The 19,631-nt window shown below is 74.8% G+C and carries 14 protein-coding genes; 11 read left to right on the forward strand and 3 right to left on the reverse strand.

The window, feature by feature from the left end:
* The first annotated feature begins 255 nt into the window (after positions 1-255).
* The 3 genes from ACWEV0_RS22975 to ACWEV0_RS22985 all read left to right on the forward strand — a co-directional run bounded on the left by ACWEV0_RS22975 (position 256) and on the right by ACWEV0_RS22985 (position 4,258).
* Complete coding sequence (locus ACWEV0_RS22975) at positions 256-1,467, forward strand: NAD(P)-dependent malic enzyme (protein WP_453151270.1); 1,212 nt, start codon at positions 256-258, stop codon at positions 1,465-1,467.
* 357 nt (positions 1,468-1,824) lie between these two features.
* Positions 1,825-2,790, forward strand: a complete 966-nt coding sequence (locus ACWEV0_RS22980) for a zinc-binding dehydrogenase (protein WP_453151271.1) — start codon at positions 1,825-1,827, stop codon at positions 2,788-2,790.
* A 91-nt stretch (positions 2,791-2,881) separates the two neighbouring features.
* Complete coding sequence (locus ACWEV0_RS22985; protein WP_453151272.1) at positions 2,882-4,258, forward strand: cellulase family glycosylhydrolase; 1,377 nt, start codon at positions 2,882-2,884, stop codon at positions 4,256-4,258.
* 408 nt (positions 4,259-4,666) lie between these two features.
* Here the strand turns inward: ACWEV0_RS22985 and ACWEV0_RS22990 are convergent, their stop codons facing one another.
* Together ACWEV0_RS22990 and ACWEV0_RS22995 are read right to left on the reverse strand one after the other, a co-directional pair.
* A complete protein-coding gene (locus tag ACWEV0_RS22990) occupies positions 4,667-5,557 on the reverse strand; it encodes a helix-turn-helix transcriptional regulator (protein ID WP_453151273.1) in 891 nt (296 codons plus the stop codon).
* Between the two features lies 1 nt (position 5,558).
* Positions 5,559-6,431 carry a DUF4097 family beta strand repeat-containing protein gene (locus ACWEV0_RS22995; protein ID WP_453151275.1) on the reverse strand — a complete coding sequence of 291 codons (873 nt, stop codon included), beginning with the start codon at positions 6,429-6,431 and terminating at the stop codon, positions 5,559-5,561.
* A gap of 182 nt (positions 6,432-6,613) precedes the next feature.
* Between ACWEV0_RS22995 and ACWEV0_RS23000 the strand changes: the two genes are divergently transcribed.
* Positions 6,614-7,555 carry a hypothetical protein gene (locus ACWEV0_RS23000; RefSeq protein ID WP_453151276.1) on the forward strand — a complete coding sequence of 314 codons (942 nt, stop codon included), beginning with the start codon at positions 6,614-6,616 and terminating at the stop codon, positions 7,553-7,555.
* 33 nt (positions 7,556-7,588) lie between these two features.
* Here ACWEV0_RS23000 and ACWEV0_RS23005 read toward each other — a convergent pair whose 3' ends face one another.
* Positions 7,589-7,771 (reverse strand): DUF6104 family protein, encoded by a 183-nt coding sequence (locus ACWEV0_RS23005; RefSeq protein WP_403792198.1) that lies wholly within the window; start codon positions 7,769-7,771, stop codon positions 7,589-7,591.
* A 105-nt stretch (positions 7,772-7,876) separates the two neighbouring features.
* Between ACWEV0_RS23005 and ACWEV0_RS23010 the strand changes: the two genes are divergently transcribed.
* The 7 genes from ACWEV0_RS23010 to fxsT all read left to right on the forward strand — a co-directional run bounded on the left by ACWEV0_RS23010 (position 7,877) and on the right by fxsT (position 19,546).
* On the forward strand, positions 7,877-8,389 hold the full coding sequence (locus ACWEV0_RS23010) for a CU044_2847 family protein (protein ID WP_453151277.1): 513 nt from the start codon (positions 7,877-7,879) through the stop codon (positions 8,387-8,389).
* A complete protein-coding gene (locus ACWEV0_RS23015; RefSeq protein ID WP_453151278.1) occupies positions 8,386-10,452 on the forward strand; it encodes a VMAP-C domain-containing protein in 2,067 nt (688 codons plus the stop codon). The genes ACWEV0_RS23010 and ACWEV0_RS23015 overlap by 4 nt, the downstream gene beginning before the upstream one ends.
* A 127-nt stretch (positions 10,453-10,579) precedes the next feature.
* Positions 10,580-11,587 (forward strand): AAA family ATPase, encoded by a 1,008-nt coding sequence (locus ACWEV0_RS23020; RefSeq protein ID WP_453151279.1) that lies wholly within the window; start codon positions 10,580-10,582, stop codon positions 11,585-11,587.
* Positions 11,588-11,594: 7 nt separating this feature from the next.
* Complete coding sequence (locus ACWEV0_RS23025; RefSeq protein WP_453151280.1) at positions 11,595-14,819, forward strand: SAV_2336 N-terminal domain-related protein; 3,225 nt, start codon at positions 11,595-11,597, stop codon at positions 14,817-14,819.
* 90 nt (positions 14,820-14,909) lie between these two features.
* Positions 14,910-15,116, forward strand: coding sequence for a hypothetical protein (locus ACWEV0_RS23030; RefSeq protein ID WP_453151281.1), 207 nt, complete (start codon positions 14,910-14,912; stop codon positions 15,114-15,116).
* 81 nt (positions 15,117-15,197) lie between these two features.
* Positions 15,198-16,466 (forward strand): aKG-HExxH-type peptide beta-hydroxylase, encoded by a 1,269-nt coding sequence (locus ACWEV0_RS23035; protein ID WP_453151282.1) that lies wholly within the window; start codon positions 15,198-15,200, stop codon positions 16,464-16,466.
* Positions 16,467-16,525: 59 nt separating this feature from the next.
* On the forward strand, positions 16,526-19,546 hold the full coding sequence (gene fxsT, locus ACWEV0_RS23040) for an FxSxx-COOH system tetratricopeptide repeat protein (RefSeq protein WP_453151283.1): 3,021 nt from the start codon (positions 16,526-16,528) through the stop codon (positions 19,544-19,546).
* Positions 19,547-19,631: the final 85 nt, after the last annotated feature.

Below are 19,631 nucleotides of genomic sequence, written 5' to 3' on the forward strand. Positions count from 1 at the left end.
GGACATCGAGTGACGTGTCGCTCTCTGTCCGTGTCCGGTAGCGCTCGGTATGAGTCGCGTCACCGAGGCCGAATGGACTCGTCTCCGGACCCGTCCGTCCGGTAAGAAGGATCCTTACACCCCTCATCCGGGGCTCAGGGCGCGTTGTGCGGCGCGCCCGCGCGGCTGCCAGACACGGCGGCCGCGGGACCCGCCCACCCCTCCTTACCAGGGAGTGGCAACCCTCAAATGAAGAAGACTTAAGGGGTCAACCCAATGGCAGCGGAGATCGTCAATCCTCGCAGCGAGAGCGGTACCGAAGGGGCTCCCGGCGAGCCCTTCGATCCGGTCTTCGCGCTGCACCGCGGCGGCAAGATGGCCATCCAGGCCACGGTGCCGGTGCGGGACAAGGACGACCTGTCCCTCGCGTACACGCCCGGCGTCGCCAAGGTGTGCACGGCAATCGCGGAGCAGCCCGAGCTGGTCAACGACTACACCTGGAAGTCCCAGGTCGTGGCGGTCGTGACCGACGGCACGGCGGTGCTCGGCCTCGGCGACATCGGCCCGGAGGCGTCGCTTCCGGTCATGGAGGGGAAGGCCATCCTCTTCAAGCAGTTCGGCGGCGTGGACGCGGTGCCGATCGCGCTCGCCACCACGGACACCGACGAGATCGTCGAGACCGTCGTCCGGCTCGCCCCGTCCTTCGGCGGCGTGAACCTGGAGGACATCTCGGCGCCGCGGTGCTTCGAGATCGAGCGCAAGCTCCAGGAGCGCCTGGACATCCCGGTCTTCCACGACGACCAGCACGGCACCGCGATCGTCACGCTCGCCGCGCTGCGCAACGCCGCGAAGCTGACCGGCCGGACCCTCGGCGACCTGCGCGCGGTCATCTCCGGCGCCGGTGCGGCCGGTGTGGCCATCGCGAAGTTCCTCCTGTCGGCCGGTATCGGCGACGTCGCCGTGACCGACCGCAAGGGCATCGTCAGCCAGGACCGCGAGGACCTGACCGACGTCAAGCGCGAGATCGCCGAGCTGACGAACAAGGCCGGCCTCTCCGGCTCCCTGGAGACCGCCCTCGCCGGCGCCGACGTCTTCATCGGCGTCTCCGGCGGTACGGTCCCCGAGGAGGCCGTCGCCGCGATGGCGCCGCAGGCGTTCGTCTTCGCCATGGCCAACCCGACCCCCGAGGTGCACCCGGACGTCGCGCACAAGTACGCGGCGGTCGTGGCCACCGGCCGTTCGGACTACCCGAACCAGATCAACAACGTCCTCGCGTTCCCCGGCATCTTCGCCGGCGCGCTCCAGGTCCGGGCCTCCCGGATCACCGAGGGCATGAAGATCGCCGCGGCCGACGCGATCGCCGCCGTGGTCGGTGACGACCTGTCCGCCGACTGCGTGATCCCGTCGCCGTTCGACGAGCGGGTCGCCCCGGCCGTCGCGGCCGCGGTCGCCGCCGCCGCGCGCGCGGAGGGCGTCGCCCGCCGCTGAGTCAGGGCCCGGCAACACACCCCCGAGGGCCCCGCCAGGTTCGAAAAAGCGAACCGGGCGGGGCCCTCGCGTGTGCCGGGAGAGTACGAGGCACGGGCCTCGGGTGGGCGGGTGCACGGGTGGGCGCGTGTAGTGGGGCTCGGGTATGCCGACCATGGGTACGGGGCGGGGCTCTCGCGTGTACGGGCCGGCGCGCGTGGCGGGGCCTCGGGTGCGTGGGTGCGTGGGTGCGTGGGTGCGCGGGTGGGCGCGTGTGGCGGGCTCTCGCGCGGGCCGGGGGCAAGATCGCCCCGAGGGACGTGCGTCACACCTCGGCGTGGTTCCGCGAGCTCCCCGTCCGCCCCTAGGGTCAGGAGCATGTTCGCTGCCTACGCTGCCCGAATCGACCGCGACCAGCCCCTGAACGGCCTCGAACTGGGCGAACGGCCCGAACCCGAGGCGCGCCCCGGGTGGACGACCGTCACCGTCAAGGCCGCCTCGCTCAACCACCACGACCTGTGGTCGCTGCGCGGGGTCGGACTGTCCGAGGACAAGCTGCCGATGATCCTCGGCTGCGACGCCGCGGGCATCGACGAGCACGGCAACGAGGTCGTGCTGCACTCCGTCATCGGCCAGACCGGCCACGGTGTCGGCCCGGACGAGCCGCGCTCCATCCTGACCGAGCGCTACCAGGGCACCTTCGCCGAGCGGGTCGCCGTGCCCGCCTGGAACGTGCTGCCCAAGCCCAAGGAGCTCTCCTTCGAGGAGGCCGCCTGTCTGCCGACCGCCTGGCTCACCGCGTACCGGATGCTCTTCACCAACGCCGGCGTGCGGCCCGGCGACTCGGTCCTCGTGCAGGGCGCCGGCGGCGGTGTCGCCACCGCCGCGATCGTCCTCGGCAAGGCGGCCGGTCTGCGGGTCTTCGCCACCAGCCGTGACGAGGCCAAGCGGAAGCGGGCCGTCGAGCTCGGCGCCCTGGAGGCGTACGAGCCCGGCGCGCGGCTGCCGCAGCGGGTCGACGCGGTCATCGAGACCGTCGGCGCCGCCACCTGGTCGCACTCGGTCAAGTCGCTGCGGCCCGGCGGCACCCTCGTCATCTCCGGTGCCACCAGCGGCGACCGGCCCTCGCACGCCGAACTGACCCGGATCTTCTTCCTGGAGCTGAAGGTCGTCGGCTCGACCATGGGCTCCAAGGACGAGCTGGAGGACCTGCTGTCCTTCTGCGCCGCCACGGGTGTGCGGCCGGTGATCGACGAGGTGCTGCCGCTGGACCGGGCCCGGGAGGGCTTCGCGAAGATGGCGTCCGGCGAGCTCTTCGGAAAGATCGTCCTGAAGACCTCCTGACCGACCTCTTGATGACCCGCCAGTAATACTGATGGGATCTCCGGCACGCGAAACGTGAACAACGCTCACCTCGTCGTGCCGGAGGCTCTCCTTGTTGCGAACCACCCTTGCCGCGACCGCCGTCGTCGCCGCGCTCCTCGCTCCGACCGCCGCCCGCGCCGACACCGGTGAGGCGGCGGCGGAGGCGATACCCGTCCTCACCGACGCCCAGGGGCGCACCCTCCAGCTGCGCGGCTGGAACGTCGCCGACAAGTCCCACCGGGGCGAGCAGGCCCTCTCCGGCATCACCGAGAAGCACTTCCGCGACATGCGTGCCAAGGGCTTCAACCTCGCCCGTGTGCTGGTCTTCTGGGACGACCTGGAGCCCAGGCCCGGCCAGTACAGCAAGGACTACCTCCGCAAGATCGAACGGGTCCTGGACTGGGCCCGGAAGTACGACATGAAGGTCGTCCTCGACGCCCACCAGGACGTCTTCGGGCCCGCGTTCGGCAGCCGGGGCATCCCGGCGTGGGCGACCAGGACCGACGGGCTGCCCTTCACCCCGCACCCCGACGACTGGTTCTCCGAGTACTTCGAGCCCGCCGTCCAGCGTGCCTTCACCCACCTCTACGAGGACCCCGACCTGAGGCTCGCCCAGGCCCGGATGTGGCGGGTGCTCGCCCAGCGCTTCCACGACCACCCGGCCGTCCTCGGCTACGACCCCATCAACGAGCCCATGGGCGAGATGCGGGAGGGCGAGGACCTGGCGACCGCCGCCCGGCGGATCGAGCGCGAGCAGCTCACCCCGATGTACAACCGCATCGCGGACGCGGTCCGGTCGGCCGACCGGGACGGCTGGCTCTTCGTCGAACCGACCCCGATCGTCGGCGAGGGCGTGCCGACCGGGCTCGGCCGGATCGACGACCCGAAGGTCGTCTACGCCCCCCACTTCTACAACTCCGCCATGGAAGCGGGCGGGGACTACGACCCGTCGGCCGGCTGGGTCGAGAACTACGAGCAGGCCGTCACCCAGTACCCGAAGGAGTATCAGGTCCCCGTGGTGGTGGGCGAGTGGGGCCCGCTCAACAACTCGCTGCCGAACATGCACCGCTTCTACCGCGAGGCCATGGCCTCGCTCGGCCGCTACTCCTCCGGCTGGGCGGGCTGGGAGTGGTGCTACGGCGGTGGCTACTGCGCGGTGGACGGCGCCGGCGCCTTCCGTACGAACAAGGAGCTCACTGCCGAGCCCTACGCCGAGGCCGTCGCCGGCACCGTGCGTGCCTCCGCGTACGACTCCGGGGCCGGCGTCTACCGCCTGGAGTACGACTCCGCCCGCCGCGGCCCCCGCGCCACCGAACTCTCCCTGCCCCCGGGCGCGTGGCAGGTCGCGGCCCGGGGGAGGGCGATCGTGCTGCGCCCGGAACCGGGCCGCGCGGTGGTCCTCGCCGCCCCGGACGCGCGAGTCACGGTCACGGTGACCCGCGGCTGAGGCGGGACGGTGCGCGGCGGGTCGGTGCGCGGCGGGCCGGGCCGGGGCCCTGCGGGCCCGGCTGGCCTTGGCCCCGGCCACTGCCTGGCCTTGGCCCCGAATGGCTCGGCTCGGCCCGCTCGGCCCGGCCACAGCCCGGCCCGGCCACTGCCCGGTCCCGGCCACTGCATGGCTCGGCCCCGCATGGTCCGGCCCGGCCACGGCTTGGCCCGGCCACGGCTCACCATGACCCGGCCACTGCGCGGCCCCGGCCACGGCATGGCTCGGCCCCGCATGGTCCGGCCCGGCCATGGCCACGGCCCGGCCACTGCACGGCTCGGCTCGGCCGTGCCCGGCCCGGCCCCGGCTCGGCCCGTGCGGCCATCGCGCTCGGGTGCTGCTCGGGGCCGCGGCCGGCGCCGTACTTCCTTACAGCTTCTTTCCGGAGCGGCCCAGCAGTGACAGGACGCTGTCCGCCGCCGCCCCCAGGTGGCGGCGGGTTTCCGCGAGTTGGGCGGGGGTCAGGCCGTGGTCGCGGGCCGCGTCGCGGATGTCGTCGCGGAAGCGGTCGAGGAGGCGGTCCAGTTCGCGGGCGGGCTCGGCGGGGTCCGTTATGTCGGCGGCCCACTCGGAGACGGCCTCCTCGGGGGCGGCGGTGCGGCCGTGGGAGGCGCCGGTGACCAGGTCGCCGAGCTGGGCCGTGATGCCGGAGATGCCCTCCCAGACGCCCTTGGGCCACTCGCCGCGGCTCATGCCGTCCTGGACCTGCTGCTGCACCTGCTCCTGGACCTGCTTGGCGATGCGCTGGAACTCCTTCGCCTGGCGCTTGGCCGACTGGGCCTCGGCGCGCGCCTGGCGGGCCTGCTCCTTCCACTCCTGCTTGGCCTTGCGCAGCTCCTCCTTGGCCTCGGCGAACGACGAGGCCCCGGTGGAACGGGACGCGGTCGCGGCCGCCCGCATCTCGCTGCGCAGCTTGCCGGCGGCGCCGCGCACGTCGTCCCGTATCTCGGCGGCTAGCTCGGAGACCGACTCGCGGATCTCGACCTCCAGGTCGGCGAGCTCGCCGCCGCGGCCGGCCAGCTCGGCCCGGCCCGCGTCGGTGATCGAGTAGACCTTGCGGCCGCCCTCGGTGGCGTGGGTGACCAGGCCCTCGGCCTCCAGCTTGGCGAGCCGCGGGTAGACCGTGCCCGCCGAAGGGGCGTAGAGACCCTGGAAGCGCTCCTCCAGGAGACGGATCACCTCGTACCCGTGGCGGGGGGCCTCGTCGAGCAGCTTGAGCAGGTACAGGCGCAGTCGGCCGTGGGCGAAGACGGGCGGCATGTCAGAGGACCTTTCCGGACGCGGGGGAGGGGGCGGTCCAGTCGTCGCCGTCGGGCTCGGGGTCGGGACGGCGCAGCAGGGCGATGGAGCCGGAGACCGTGGTGGCCTTCAGCGTGCCGCGCCCGGCGCCGAGGGTGCCGGTGATGGACTTGGTGCCCCACTGGCCGCCGACCCGCAGGTCCTCGAAGGCGTTGGAGACGGCGCCGCTGGTGGTGCTCGCCTCGACCCGGGCGTCCGCCGGATGCGGCAGCCGGATGGCGACCTCGCCGGAGACGCTGGCGAGCCGGATGTCGGCGGGCGGCCCGTCCAGGCCCGCGGCGGGGTCGAGGTCGACGACCAGGTCCCCGCTGACGGTCTCGGCCTTCACGGCGGTGCCGGCGTCGACGACCGTCACATCGCCGGTCACCGAGTTGATCTGCAGCGCTCCGGTGACCGTCTGGGCCTCCAGGGCGCCGGAGACGGTCTCGGCCCGCACGGGTCCGGCGAGGCCCACGAGCGTGGTGTCGCCCGTGACGCCACGGACCGCCGTGCGGCCCCTGATGCCGGAGATCACCGTCTCGGCGGCGACCGCGCCGACCTCGACGTCGGCACCGGCCGGGACGACGACGGAGACGACCGCCCTGCGCTTGTGGCCCTTGGGGTCGAGCCACTTGAGGAAGCCCTTCCAGTGCAGGTCCTCGTAGGTCACGGTGAGGGTGGAGCCCTCCTGCGTGACGACGAGCGGCGGGCCGTCGATCTCGGTGATCTGCAGGCGCGCGGAACTCTCGTCCGTGCCCACGACGTTCACCACACCGCTGACGATGCGGATCTGAAGCCGGCTCACGGGGTCGGTCAGCGGGATCTTCCTGGGCTCGGTGACGGACCACTCTGTCATGGTGCTGGCCTCCCGTGTCGTCGGCTCGCGTCGGCGGACCATGCCGACGCAACATATCGCGTCTCTCGATAGACACGATATATCGCGGTCGGGTCAAGTCAACCCCGATTCACCCCTGACAGGGTCGACTCAGGGTGCCTCATTCACCCGCTTACCGGGACAAATTGGCCTAGCGTAGGGCCATGAACGCGACACAGGGACCCCGCTCCGCCGGGGCGCTGCTGCTCTGCCGTGCCGAACCCGAGGCGGTCCGCCCGCCGGCCGGGCTGCTGCGGGAACAGCTGCTGCTCGCCCCCGCCGGGCCCGAGTGGAGCGTCCTCGTGCCGGAGGGGAAGCCGTGGCTCGACGACGGCGAGCACGTCGACCGGGTCGTCACCGGCTGGGCCACCGCCCTCGCCGTGGCCGCTACGGGCTGGCCCGTCCTCGCGCTGTGGTGGGACCGGGACCGCGCCGGATTCACGCTGGCCTCGGGCTTCCGTCGTACCGTCGGCTACGTCTGGCTCGCCGACGGCACCCCGGCCGGAGAGGACGAGGCCATGCGGACCTTCGCCACCCGCCTCGCGCTCGACCCGGTGCTCGACGTCCAGGCCCTGGAGCCGCTCACCCGGCCCGATCGTGACGCCGACGCGCACGCCCGGCTCGTCGGCCTCGCCGCCGTCCTCGCCCGCACCGGACTCGCCCTGCCCGCGGGGCTCACGCCCGGCGAGAGCGCCGACCGGCTGCGGTCCGTGGCCCACGCCCAGGGCGCCGAACTCCTCGACGGGTCCGGCCGGCGGGACGCCGTACGCGCCGAACTCCTGGACGGGTCCGGCCGGCGGGACGCCGTACGCGCCGAACTCCTGGACGGGTCCGGCCGGCGGGACGCCGTACGCGCCGAACTCCTCGACGGGTCCGGCTGGCGGGAGGCCGTGCGCGCCGAGCTCGACGCGGTCGAGGGCGGCCGGCTCGGCCCGTACCTCCGCGGACCCCGGGCCCGGCTCCTCGGCGCCGTCCAGCTGGCGGCCGGACTGCCGCTGATCGTCTGGGGCATCGCCCGCCGCAGCGGCGGCTGGACGACGGCCGGCGCGCTCCTCGTCGCCGACGGGGCGCTCGGACTCGCCTACGACCGGCTGCGAAGCGCGTAGCCCCGGAAGACCGGAGTTACCGCGTTACCCGCGTTACTCGTCCTCGTCCTCGTCGTCCAGGCGTGCCAGCCAGGTCGCGAGGCGCTCGACCGGCACCTCGAAGTCGGGGTTGAGATCGACGAAGGTCCGCAGCTGCTCGGCGAGCTCACCGAAGGTGATCTCCTCCTCGCCGCGCCGCTTCTCCAGTTCCTCGATGCCACGGTCCGTGAAGTACATGCGATCAGAATAGGCCGTGGTCGCGGACCCGGGCCGCGTCCCCTGTTCCTCTCCCGCACCACGGTCTAGCCTCGTTCATCATCGTTTCGGGGAGCGGGGGCCGCTGTGACGCATGGGATCGCTCGGATACGGCTGGACGACGGCACGCCCGTCTGGGCCCGGATCAGCGGAGCGGAGGAACTGGACCGCGGCAGCGGCTTCCAGGACACCGGCTTCGGCGACCGGGTCGTGTCGATGGCCGGGGGACTGACCGACGTGGTGCGCGGGGTGGTCGGCTCGCTGCGCGCCGGGCTCGACCCGGAGGGCTCGGTCGAGGTCGCCGTCAGCTTCGGCATCGAACTCTCCGCGCAGGCGGGCAAGGTGATCGGCGTCCTCGCGGACGGCGGCGGCAAGGCGTCCGTCAACGTCTCGCTCACCTGGACCGAGCCGGGCCGCCGTCCCGCGCCGGGCTCGGCGGCCACGCCGGACCCCGCAGCCGGCCCCGTCCCCACGCCCGGCCCCCCGCCCGCGCCGGATCCCACCTCCGCCTCCGTCCCCGCGCCCGGCCCCGTACCCACCGAGGCCGCCGCCGTCCCACCGCCCGCCGTCTCCCCGGAGAACGGCCCGCGCGCCGTATGAGCGCCTTCGACGCGCTGGTGCGCCCCGCGCTCGTACGCATCGCGGCGCCCGGCGACGGGTATGACCCGCACGGCGACCGGTTCTGGGGCACCGGCTTCTTCATCGCCCCCGGCTGGGTGCTGACCTGCGCCCACGTCGTGGCCAAAGGGGGAAGCGCGGTGTGGAGGAAGGAACCGGCCGTCGGCATCACCTGGGCGGGCGGCGCGACCGTCGGCCGGGTCGTGCTGGCCAAGCCGCGTCCCGCCGCACCCGAGGACACGCTCGACGCGTGGCACTTCCCCGACCTGGCCCTCGTCCGGGTCGAGGGGGCCGACGACGCCGCGTGCGTACGGCTCACCGACCGCCCGCCCGTCACCTCCGCCCCCGTCCGGCTGTACGGCTACGCCCACCAGACCGGCGAGCTCGGCCTGCGCCTCGAAACCGGCGAGACGAGTGGCTTCTCGAACAAGGCCCTGCTGCTGCGCTGGTCCCTGCCCGTCGAGGGCTGCTCCGGCGGCCCGGTCGTCGACGTGAACCGCGCCGCCGTCATCGGGGTCAGCAAGGGCAGCAACGCGCGCGAGGGCGCCGCCGCCCCGGTGACCCTGCTGCGCGAGCTCTTCGACGTCCAGGACGGCGAGCTGCTGCACGAGGTGCTGCGGGCCCACGACCGCTACCACTTCACCGCGCAGACCGGTTCGGGGAACACCTGGGTCGACGCCGAGACGCGGGCCTGGCCCGCCACCGCGCGCGGGGTCAGCCCCGTCCAGCTGAACCAGCTCTACGGCCACCTCGCCGAACTCCCGCGGCCCACCGGCCCCGGCGAGGTCATGGCCCTCGTCGACGAGGTCAAGGACCGGGTCACGGAGGACGAGTTCCAGGACGTCCTGGAGACCGACGCCCGTTCGTGGACCGACGGAGTGGTCCGGCTCCACCAACTGCACGCCCCGCAGCGGCCGGACGGCCCCGCCGCCGGCGACCTGGGGATCGACGCCGTCCTGCTGTACGCGGCCCACCTCGTGCGCCACCTCACCGGGCGATACGGCCCCGGGCCCGCCGTCCGGGCGCTGAGCGCCTGGACGTACAACGAGTCCGGCCACGCCCGAGCGCGCATCCGCAAGGACATCAGGGCCCTGCTCGACCCCGCGGCACCGCGCCCCGGCGCCGACCCCGAGCGGGAGCCGCGCGCCCGCGCCGACGTGCGCATCGAGATCGACCCCGTGCCCTACAGCGACCCGCCGCGCTACACCTGGCAGGTGCTGCTCCTCTTCGACGGCCGCACCATGAACGCCGTGCGCGCCGGCACGGAGGGAGTGCGCCCCGGCGAGCTCGAGGAGGCGCTCCGCGGCCCGCTCGCCCAGGCGCTCGGCCTCGGCGACCGGGGCGAGCACCTCGCCGGCGTCGAAGCCGTGCTGCCGCGCGAGCTGTTCGACCTGCCCGTCGACACCTGGCGGCTCGCGCCCGACGAACCCTTCGGCGAGGGCTCGCTGCCGCTCGGCCGACGGCGCACGGTGGTCATCCGCGACCGGCACCGCGGCCACCGCGAGCCCTCCCCGGAATGGCGTCAGCGCCGGCGCGGCTGTGAGACGGGGCCGCTGCGCGCCGTGCCGCTGCGCGCCGAGGTGCTCGCCCCGGGCGCGGAGGACGGGCACGCCCCGCACCGGCGCAAGGAGAGCCAGAACGCCGTGTACGCGCGCCTGCGCGAGGCGGAGGGCGGCAGCGTGCCGGTCTACTGCGGGCCGGTCGGCAGCGGCGACGGCCAGCGCGCGATGGAGGCCGCGCTCGCCGCCGGGCATCCCGTCGCGCTGTGGCGCCACTCGGCCCGCGAGCACGCCGACTGCGCCGAGTTCCACAAGCGGGCCGGCGAGCTCCTCGCGGTCGTCGACGGCGCCGAGGGCCTGCACGGGCCCGTGCGCGCGCTGCGGTTACGCACCGGCGACACGGAGGCCGACCCGCGCGACCGGGCCGAGCACGCCTGGGCCGAGGGCCTGGCCGTCCTCTGCGATCCGCCGGACCGGCCACCGCACGACGCGCCCCTGCTGGGCCCGCTGTTCCTCGGCGAGGACGACCCGGGCGGTGACCGGTGACCCGCCCCTCGAACTCGACTTCGCCACGAACGGACCGGTTTGAGCGTCGGCAGACCGGTGCGGCGAGCGGTACGGTCGACGCGCCCGGCGAAGTCACCCGTGTGTCAGCGGCCAGGAGGGGGCAGGCGTGAACGATTGGCGGATCTACCGTGGTGCCGGTCATCCGCACGAGGAGATACGGCGGTTGCCCCCGCCGCCGCCCTGGCGCGACTTCTCCGCGGGCGGCGCCGACGACACCCTGGCCGGCTCGGACCGGCGGCTCGGGGTGCGCCGCCGGCTGGTGCAGAACCACCACCCCAGGCCCGCCGAGACCGACGCCGTCAACGCCGCGCTGTACCTGCGCCGGCCGCTCCTGGTCACCGGCAATCCCGGTACCGGCAAGTCCACGCTCGCCCACGCCGTCGCCCACGAGCTGGGCCTCGGCCGGGTGCTCCGGTGGCCCATCGTCAGCCGCTCGACCCTGCAGGACGGGCTCTACCGCTATGACGCCATCGGCCGCCTCCAGGACGTGCAACTGGAACGTGCCCGCGCCGACGCCGCGGGCACGGCCGCGAGCCCGGCCGGCATCGGCTCGTACCTGCGGCTCGGCCCGCTCGGCACCGCCCTGCTGCCCTCCGAACTGCCCCGGGTGCTGCTCATCGACGAGCTCGACAAGAGCGACCTCGACCTGCCCAACGACCTCCTGAACGCCCTGGAGGAGGGCGAGTTCGCCATCCCCGAGCTGGAGCGGCTCGCCGACCGCGAGCCAGTGGTGGAGGTGCTCACGGACGACGGCCGCAAGGTGCCGGTGTACGGGGGCCGGATCCGCTGCACCACCTTCCCGTTCATCGTGCTCACCTCCAACGGCGAGCGCGACTTCCCGGCCGCCCTGCTGCGCCGCTGCATCCGCCTGGAGCTCGAAGCGCCCGGCGAGGAGCAGCTGTCGGCCATGATCGAGGCCCATCTGGGGCCGGACGCGGCGGCCGCCGAGCCCGGACTCGTCGACCGCTTCCTGGACCGCGAGCCCGGCGAGGTCATCGCCACCGACCAGCTGCTCAACGCGCTCTATCTGACCCAGCACGCCCCCCGCACCGAGCGGGTGACCCGGGAACGCATCGCGGACATGCTCATGCAGCCGCTCGATCAGCCGAGGTGATGGCCGGATGCACCGGACCCGCCGGATGCAGCTGGAAGAACTCACCCGCAGACTGCGGGCCGCCGGGCAGGACCTGACGGCCGAGGAGGTCGCGGACGCCGTCTGGCTCGCCCAGTGGCTGCCGCGCGCCGACCCGGAGGTCCGGGCGGGCGATCCGGTGCCGGGCCCGCCGCTGTCCGCCGGGCCCGGACAGCACGGCGACTCCGGCCGTACGGGCGGCGCCGCGGGCCCCGGACCCGCCGACCACCGTCGAGATCCGGCCATCGGCGACACCGTCCCACCCGACGCGTCCGACCCGGAGGGCCCGGCCGTCACGCCCGCCCGGCGCCCCGAGACCGTCGACCTCCGGCTGTCCGGCGGCGCACGCCCGCGCACCGGCGCCGGCATCGGCGCCGCCCTGCCCGTCCGCGCGCCCGGCGCGAACGCCCTGCCCGGACTCCTCGGCCTGCAGAAGGCGCTGCGCCCGCTGCGCCGTTACGCCACCGGGCTGCCCGTCCGGCCCGGCGAGGGCCGGCTCGACGAGGAGGCCACGGCCGAGCACAGCGCCGCCTCCGGCATCCTCACCCCCGTACTGCGCCCCGCCGCCGCCCCGCGTCCCGACATCCAGCTGCTCATGGACACCGGGCCCGCCATGGGCGTCTGGCAGCGGATGGTCGAGGAACTGCGCCAGGCGTGCCAGCAGTCCGGCGCCTTCCGCGACGTCCAGGTCCACCGGCTGCACGACACCGGCGAAGGCCCGCCGCTCGTCACCACCACCTCGGACCGCGACGGCCACCCCAGGCTCCGCCCCGCCGACCAGCTGCACGACCCCACCGGCCGCCGCCTCACCCTCGTCGTCAGCGACTGCGTCGGCCCGCTCTGGCAGCGCGGCGCCGCCCAGCAGCTCATCACCCAGTGGCCCCGGCACTCCCCGCTCGCCCTGGTCCAGCCGCTGCCGCCGCGGCTGTGGGCCCGCACGGCGCTGCCGGTCGAGCCCGGCACCCTGCTGCGGCCCGCCACCGCCGGCGGCCAGGTCCGCTTCGAGCCCGACGAGGAGGTGTGGGAGCCCGTCGCCGCCGAGCCCCGGGCCGTGCCCGTGCTCACCCCCACCCCCGAGGCCTTCGCCTCCTGGGCGCGGCTGCTCACCGGGCACGGCGGGGGAGCGGTCCGCGGCTGGGCCGCCAGCATCGGCCCCGCGCCGGCGCGGACAGCGGACGTACGGACGCCGGGCGCCGCCCGGCGCGGCGACGACGAACTCCTGCGCGCCTTCCGCGCCGGAGCCTCCCCCGGCGCGGTCCGGCTCGCCGTCCATCTCGCCGCCGCCCCGCTCGCGCTGCCCGTCATGCAGCTCGTGCAGCGCGCGATGCTCCCCGACACCGGCCCCATGGAGCTCGCCGAGGTGCTGCTGAGCGGCCTCCTCCGCCGCCTCCCCGGGCCCGTCCCGTACCCCTGCTACAGCTATCCGCCGGCCGTGCAGGAGCACCTCCTCGGCTCGCTCGACCGGGGCGCCGCCGCGCTCGTGCTCAAGCACTGCTCCGAGTTCGTCGAGCGCCACTTCGGCCAGGGCATGCGCAACTTCCCGGCCCTCGCCGCCGCCCGCCTCGCCGGGCACGGAGCCGACGGCGCCACCGACGAGGAGGCGGCCGCGGCGACCGGACCGGGAGAGGAGCCCGACCAGCCGGCGGGCGCCGCCTCCGAGCTGTTCGCCCGCATCCCCGCCCGCGTGCTGCGCTTCTACCAGCCCGACCTCGTCACCCCCGAACCCCTCGCCGCCGCCCGCCGGCTGCTCGCCCAGTGGCGCGGCCAGTCCGACCCGTCGCTGCTCACCACCGCCCGCGAGATGGCCGAGGCCGCGCTCGCCGGCCAGGGCCCCGACGGGCCGCCCGGCGGACCCGAGGACACCGTGGGCGCCCGGCTCGTCCTCGGCCAGGTGCTGTACGCGCAGGCCGGCACCGCCGCCGTACGGGACCGGGGACAGCGCGAGGAGCTGCTCACCCGGGCCCTCGCCGAGCTCCAACGGGCCGCCGAGGCCGCCCGGCCCGGCGGCGCCGACTGGGCCGAGGCCCGGCTCGAACAGGCCGCCGCCCTGCACGCCCTGTGGCGGCACACCGGCGACCCGGCCCGCCTCGACGCCGCCGTCGCCGTGCTCGCCGGGGACCCGGCCGACTGGCCCGAGACCCGTCGCCACGCCCTGCTCGTACGGCGCGGGCGCCTCCTCCTCGCCCGGGGTGCGCGCGGCGACGGGCCCGGGGCGGTGGCCGCGTTCAGCGCCGCGCTCGCCCTCGACGAGTCCGGGCCCGTGCTGCTCGACCTCGCCGACGCCCTGCACCTCGCGGCGGCCGCTCCCGCGACCGTGGCCGACGCCCTCGACCGGGCCGAACCGCTGCTCGGTGACTCCACCGCGCTCCGGCTGCGCTGGACCAGCGCCCGGGCCCGCCTCCACGACGTCACCGGCGACGGACCCGCCGCCGACGCGGCGTACGAGACCGCCACCCTGCTCACCCCCGCCGAGGGCGAGCAGCGCGGCCGGCTGCTCCTCACCTGGGGCGAGTCCCTGCTGCGGCGGGCCGCCGCCGGCAGCGGCACCGAGCCCGTCGACCGCGCCGAGTCCGTGCTGCGCGAGGCCCTCACCTGTCTGCCCGCCGACGCCACGGCCCGCGGCCGGGCCCGGGTGCTGATCGGCAGCGTGCTCGCCCTGCGCTACGACCGGGCCGGCTTCCTGCCCGACCTCTTCGAGAGCCGACACCTGCTCGACCAGGCCGTCCGCGCGGCCGACGGGCCCGCCGAGCGCGCCGAGGTGTGGCTGCAACTGGGCTGGGTGCGGCTCCAGTTGAGCGAGGTCGCCCGGGACGGCCGGCTGGCCGACGCGCTCACCGCGTACCAGCGCGCCGCGGAGGACAGCCACACCGCGCACGGCGACACCCCGGGCACCCGCACCCTGGCCCGCGCCCTGCACGCCCAGGGCGCGGTGCTGTACCTGATGGGGCGCGCCTTCGGCGCCAGGACCGCGCTCGCGGCCGCCGCCGAGCAGTGGCGACGGCTCGACGGCGCGCTGCGGGAGGTCGACTGGGCGGACGTGGAGCGGACCCGGGCGCTGCTCGCCGAGGTGGGCGCCGGCTCCCGCACCCCGTCGGACCGCCTGCCCCGCGAACTCTCCCGCGAGGAACGGCGCCGGATCGCGCCGCCCTGGTGGGAGTGGCGCGACGCGGAGGCGGAGCGGCTGGATAACGGGGGCGCACATGGGCGCAGTTGAGTCGAACGGGTTTCTGACTTCAGGCCGTCGGGAAGAACCGCTCCGCCGCTACGACCGTGGGGGACAAGGGTCGGTGAGGAGGAGCCGAGGGTGTTGGAGCACATGGAGTGGGTGGCCGGCGTCGACAGGGCCGACGGACGGCCTCGGCGCCTGCCGGATCTCACCGGCGTGGACCTGCGGACCCTGCGCTTCATGGACGATCCGGACCTCGCCGCGGCCGTCGAGCGGGTGCTCTGGCAGACGCAGGACCTGTCCGACTCCTGGCTGGAGGAGGCCGGGGAGAAGGCCCGCGACTGACCTCCGGTGGGACGGCCCGACCGACCGGTCGTTTCCGGCCAGATGTCCGTCGAGGTGGGCAGGGGGGCAGGAGTGAACGCCGTGCCCCTGTCCGCGGCCGCCTTCGCCCGACTGGCCAGGACCAGCCCCGATCCGGCCGGACTCGCCCTTCTGGGCTCCGCCCTGCACACCCGGCGGCTGCTGCTCCTCAAGGCGCTCCTGGTCCGGGTCCACCGACTCCGCGCCGAAGTCGAACCGGGCGCGCTCGGCCGCTTCGAGCGCTCCTGGGAACTGCTCGAACGGGTCGAGCGGCGGCGTCCCGCCGCGGTCCGTGACGTCCTCGACTACCCGACCACCGGGGCCTGGCTGGCCGGTGCGCTCACCGAGCCCGCCGGGCCGGGCCTCGACCGGCACCTCGCCCGTCTCGACGCCCTCGCGGCCACCGCGGCCCTGCGCTGCGCCGGCCCGCTCGACCTGACCGTCGAGACCCCGGACGGCCTGCTCTCGCTGCCCGGCGTGGGCCGGCTGCGGCTGGCCGGTGAACGCGTCCGGATCAGCGCGGACGACCGGACCGTACGGTTCCGCCCGGCCGGCGCCCGCCGGGCCGTACCCGCCGTCCTCACCCGCACCGGCCGGGCGGGCGGCGTCCTCACCGGCCACGGGCCCGGCTGGAGCGCGGTGCGCGCGCTGCCCGGCGGCGCCGCACGCCTGGACGACCTCGACCCGTACCGGGTGCCGGCCGGCGCGGGCGGCGCCTTCGTCGGTACCGCGGCCGAGCACACCGACACCGACCACGCCGCCTGGGCCGCGCGCTGGCGCGCCGCCCGCGACCTGCTGCTGCGCACCGACCCCGGCCGGGCGGCCGAGGTGGCCCGCGCGGTCCGGGTGGTCGTCCCGCTCGTCGGGCGCGGGCCCCGGCACCTCGGCGCCACCCTGAGCGCGGCCCCCGGAGCCGTACTGACCTCGCTGCCCGCCGACGGGCCGGGGGCGGCCGAGACGCTCGTGCACGAGCTGCACCACAGCAAACTGGCCACGCTGCACGAGATCGTGCCGCTGTACGGGCCCGGACGGGACGCCGTGCACCAGGTCGGCTGGCGGCCGGACCCGCGGCCCGTCGCCGGCGTGCTGCACGGCGCCTACGCGCATCTGGCCCTGGCCGACCTGTGGCGGCGGGCGGCCACCGCCGACGGCGTGCCGGCGTCCTGGCGGTCCGTCGCCGGGCAACAGTTCGACGACATCCACGATCAGGTGGGTGAAGCGCTGGCGATCCTGCTTGAATCCGATGAACTGACTGCAGAGGGACGGGAGTTCGCGGACCAAATGAGGCAGCATCATGCGAGCCTCGGCGCGGCTCCCCTCGCCGCTGGGTAACACTGTGCCCACGGCACATGACACTGCGTTGCGCGGGAGCGGGACGGGAGACACGACAGATGGCGGAACAGCGGTCGGGCGGTGCGGCGGACGGAGCCAGGAGAGCGCCGGAGCACGTCCTCGTGGTCTTCCCCGGCTATCACCGCCCGTGGGCGACCTGGATCAACCAGCGACTCGACGCGCACGGAGTGCGGGCCAGCCTGCAGCGCTGGGACCCGCCGCGCGAGGTGCCCCTGGAGGACTCGCTCGGCGACCTGCTGCTCGCCCGCGGCCAGGTGCTGCTCGTCCTGGACGACTGGTTCTTCCAGCTCGGCCCCCGTGCGGCCGGCGAGTGGAACGACGTGCTGCGCGGCTTCGTCGCCGCCAACGCCGAGCGCTTCGCCGCGGTCAACCTCACCAACCGGACCCTGCTCCCGGCCACCGCCGTCCTCGAACCCGTCAGCCTGTGGGGCGTCGGCGAGGAGGAGGCCGAGGCCCGGCTGCTCAGCCGGCTCGGCGTCGACCAGGGGCGCACCGCCGGCCGCCGGCTGCCCGCCGGCGCGCACGTCCGCTTCCCGGACACCCCGCCCGACATCTGGGGCGAGATCCCGCGCCGCAACCCGCGCTTCACCGGCCGGGACGAGCTGCTCACCGAGCTGCAGAGGCGGCTCATGGACGCCGAGCGCGGCAGCGCCGCGTGCACCCTGCTCGGCATGTCCGGCATCGGCAAGACCCAGATCGCCGCCGAGTACGCCCACCGCTTCAGCTCCGACTACGACGTCGTGTGGTGGGTCAGCTCCGACGACCGCAACGTGCAGCGCGACCGCTTCGGCGAACTCGCCGCCCAGCTCGGCCTCTCCACCGGCAACGAGCCCGGCGAACGCATCCGCGCCGTCCGCGAGGCGCTGCGCCGGGGCGACCCCCACTCCCGCTGGCTCGTCGTCTTCGACGGCTGGGACGACACCGACGGCGCGAACGTCATGCTGCCCCAGGGCCCCGGCCACGTCCTCGTCACCTCCCGCAACCGCGGCTGGGGCGACTACACCGACGTCCTGGAGATCCCCGGCTTCGACCGCGCCGAGTCGACCGCCTACCTGATGCGGCGCGCCCCGCACATCACCGCGCCCGAGGCCGACGAGGTCGCCGCCGAGTTCGGCGACGTGCCGCTGCCGCTCGTCCAGGCCGCCGCCTGGCTCGGCGAGTCCCGCATGGAGGTCGGCGAGTACCTGCGCATGGTCCGCGACGGACGCATCTCCGCCGTGGACGAGCCGTCCGGCGGCGACGGCATCCCCAACGCCTCCCTCACCTCCTGGTCGATACTGATCAACCGGCTCCGTCGCTCCCAGCCGCAGGCCATCGACGTGCTCAGCCTGTGCGCCTCCTTCGCCCCCGGCCGCATCCCGCTCGGCATCGTCCGCGCCTACCCGCAGGCCGAACTTCCCGAGGACCTGCGCTGGATGGTCACCGACCTAGCCGCCTGGTCCCGGGCCCTGGACACCCTCGTCAACTACTCCGTGCTCAGCCGCGAGTCCCGCGGCCCGGTCACCGCCGGGGAGATGGTGCCCCATCAGGAGTCCGTCCAGATGCACCGGCTCGTCCACGACATCGTGTCCCGGCTCACCGACGGCGAGCACCGCGACGCCCACCGCAAGGCCGTCCGCAGCCTGCTCGCCGAGGCGGACCCCGGCAACCCGCTGGACAGCCGGAACTGGCCCCGCTACGCCGAACTGCTGCCGCACCTGGAGCCCTCCGGGGCCCTGGCCAGCCGCAACCCGCGCGTGCAGACCGCCGTGCTCAACTGCCTGCGCTACTGCTTCCGCAGCGGCGAGTTCCGGGCCGGCATCCGGCTCGCGGAGCGGATCCGGGAGAACTGGTCCACCTTCATGGACCCGGTGAGCCCCGAGATGCAGGAACTCACCAGCCAGGAGAGCTACATCCTGCGCCGCTACGGACGCTTCCGGGACGCCTACCAGCTCGACCTCGCGCTGCGCGCCCGACTCGAGGAGGCGGAGACCCCCGACCCGCTCGCCGCCTTGCGCTCGGCCGTCTCCATCGCCAGCGACCTCCGCTACCTCGGGCAGTACCAGGAGGCGGAGCGGATGCAGCGCGAGGTGCTCGCCGAGGCCCAACGCCTGCTCGGCGACAACGAGTTCCTCACCCTCGTCGCCGGGAACAACCTCGGCATCGCACTGCGCCTGCTCGGCCGCTACAAGGAGGCGTACGAGCAGGACATCGCCTGCCTGGCCCGTTCGGAGAACGTCCTCGGCGCCCGGCACTCGCAGACCCTCGTCATCGGCAACAACGTCGCCCAGGACCTGCGGCTGCTCGGCGCCTACCGCGAGGCGCTGGCCCGCCAGGAGGCCAGCGTCCGCGTGCACGTCCGGATCCTCGGCCCCCAGCACCTGCAGACCCTCTACGCCCGCACCCAGCTGGCCCTGTGCCGGCGCCGAGAGGGCGGCTTCCAGCAGGACCTCGGCGCCACCATGGCCAGCCTGCTCGAACAGCTGGAGCAGGTGCACGGCCGCACCCACTACGTGACGCTCGCCTCCATCAACAACTACGCCAACTACCTGCGCGAACACGGCGACCTCGACCACGCCCGGGAACTCAGCCACGAGGCCGAGGCCGGTTACCGCGCCCTCCTCGGCCCCGCCCACCCCGTCGCCACCGGAGTCCTCGCCAACACCGCCCTGGTCCTGCAGGCGTCCGGCGAACGCGCCGACGCCCTCGCCATCCTGGAGGCCGCGCTCGCCGGTCTCACCGCCTCCCTCGGCCCCGACCACCCGTGGGTCCTCGGCTGCGCCCTCAACGCCTCCGCGGCCCGCAACTTCAACGGCCGGGTCGCCGACGCCGCCGAGCTCAGCCGGGACACCCTGCGCCGGGCCCGGCACACCCTCGGCAACGAGCACCCGCTCACCCTGTCCTGCCAGGTCGCGCTCGCCACCGACCTGCGCGGCCTCAGGGAGAACGAGGAGGCGGGCAAGCTGGAGGAGGACGCCCTGCTGACCCTCACCCGGACGCTGGGCGCCCAGCACCCGCACACGCTGTCGGCGCGGCAGCGGAACCGGCCGTACTGGGACTTCGAGGCCAACCTGGGCTGACAGCCCGTACGAAGGCAGGAGACGCCGGAGGCCCGGCACCCCGAGTGGGGTGCCGGGCCTCCGGTCGTACGACTCCGTACGACTT

The organism is Streptomyces sp. NPDC003943 (assembly GCF_053605265.1).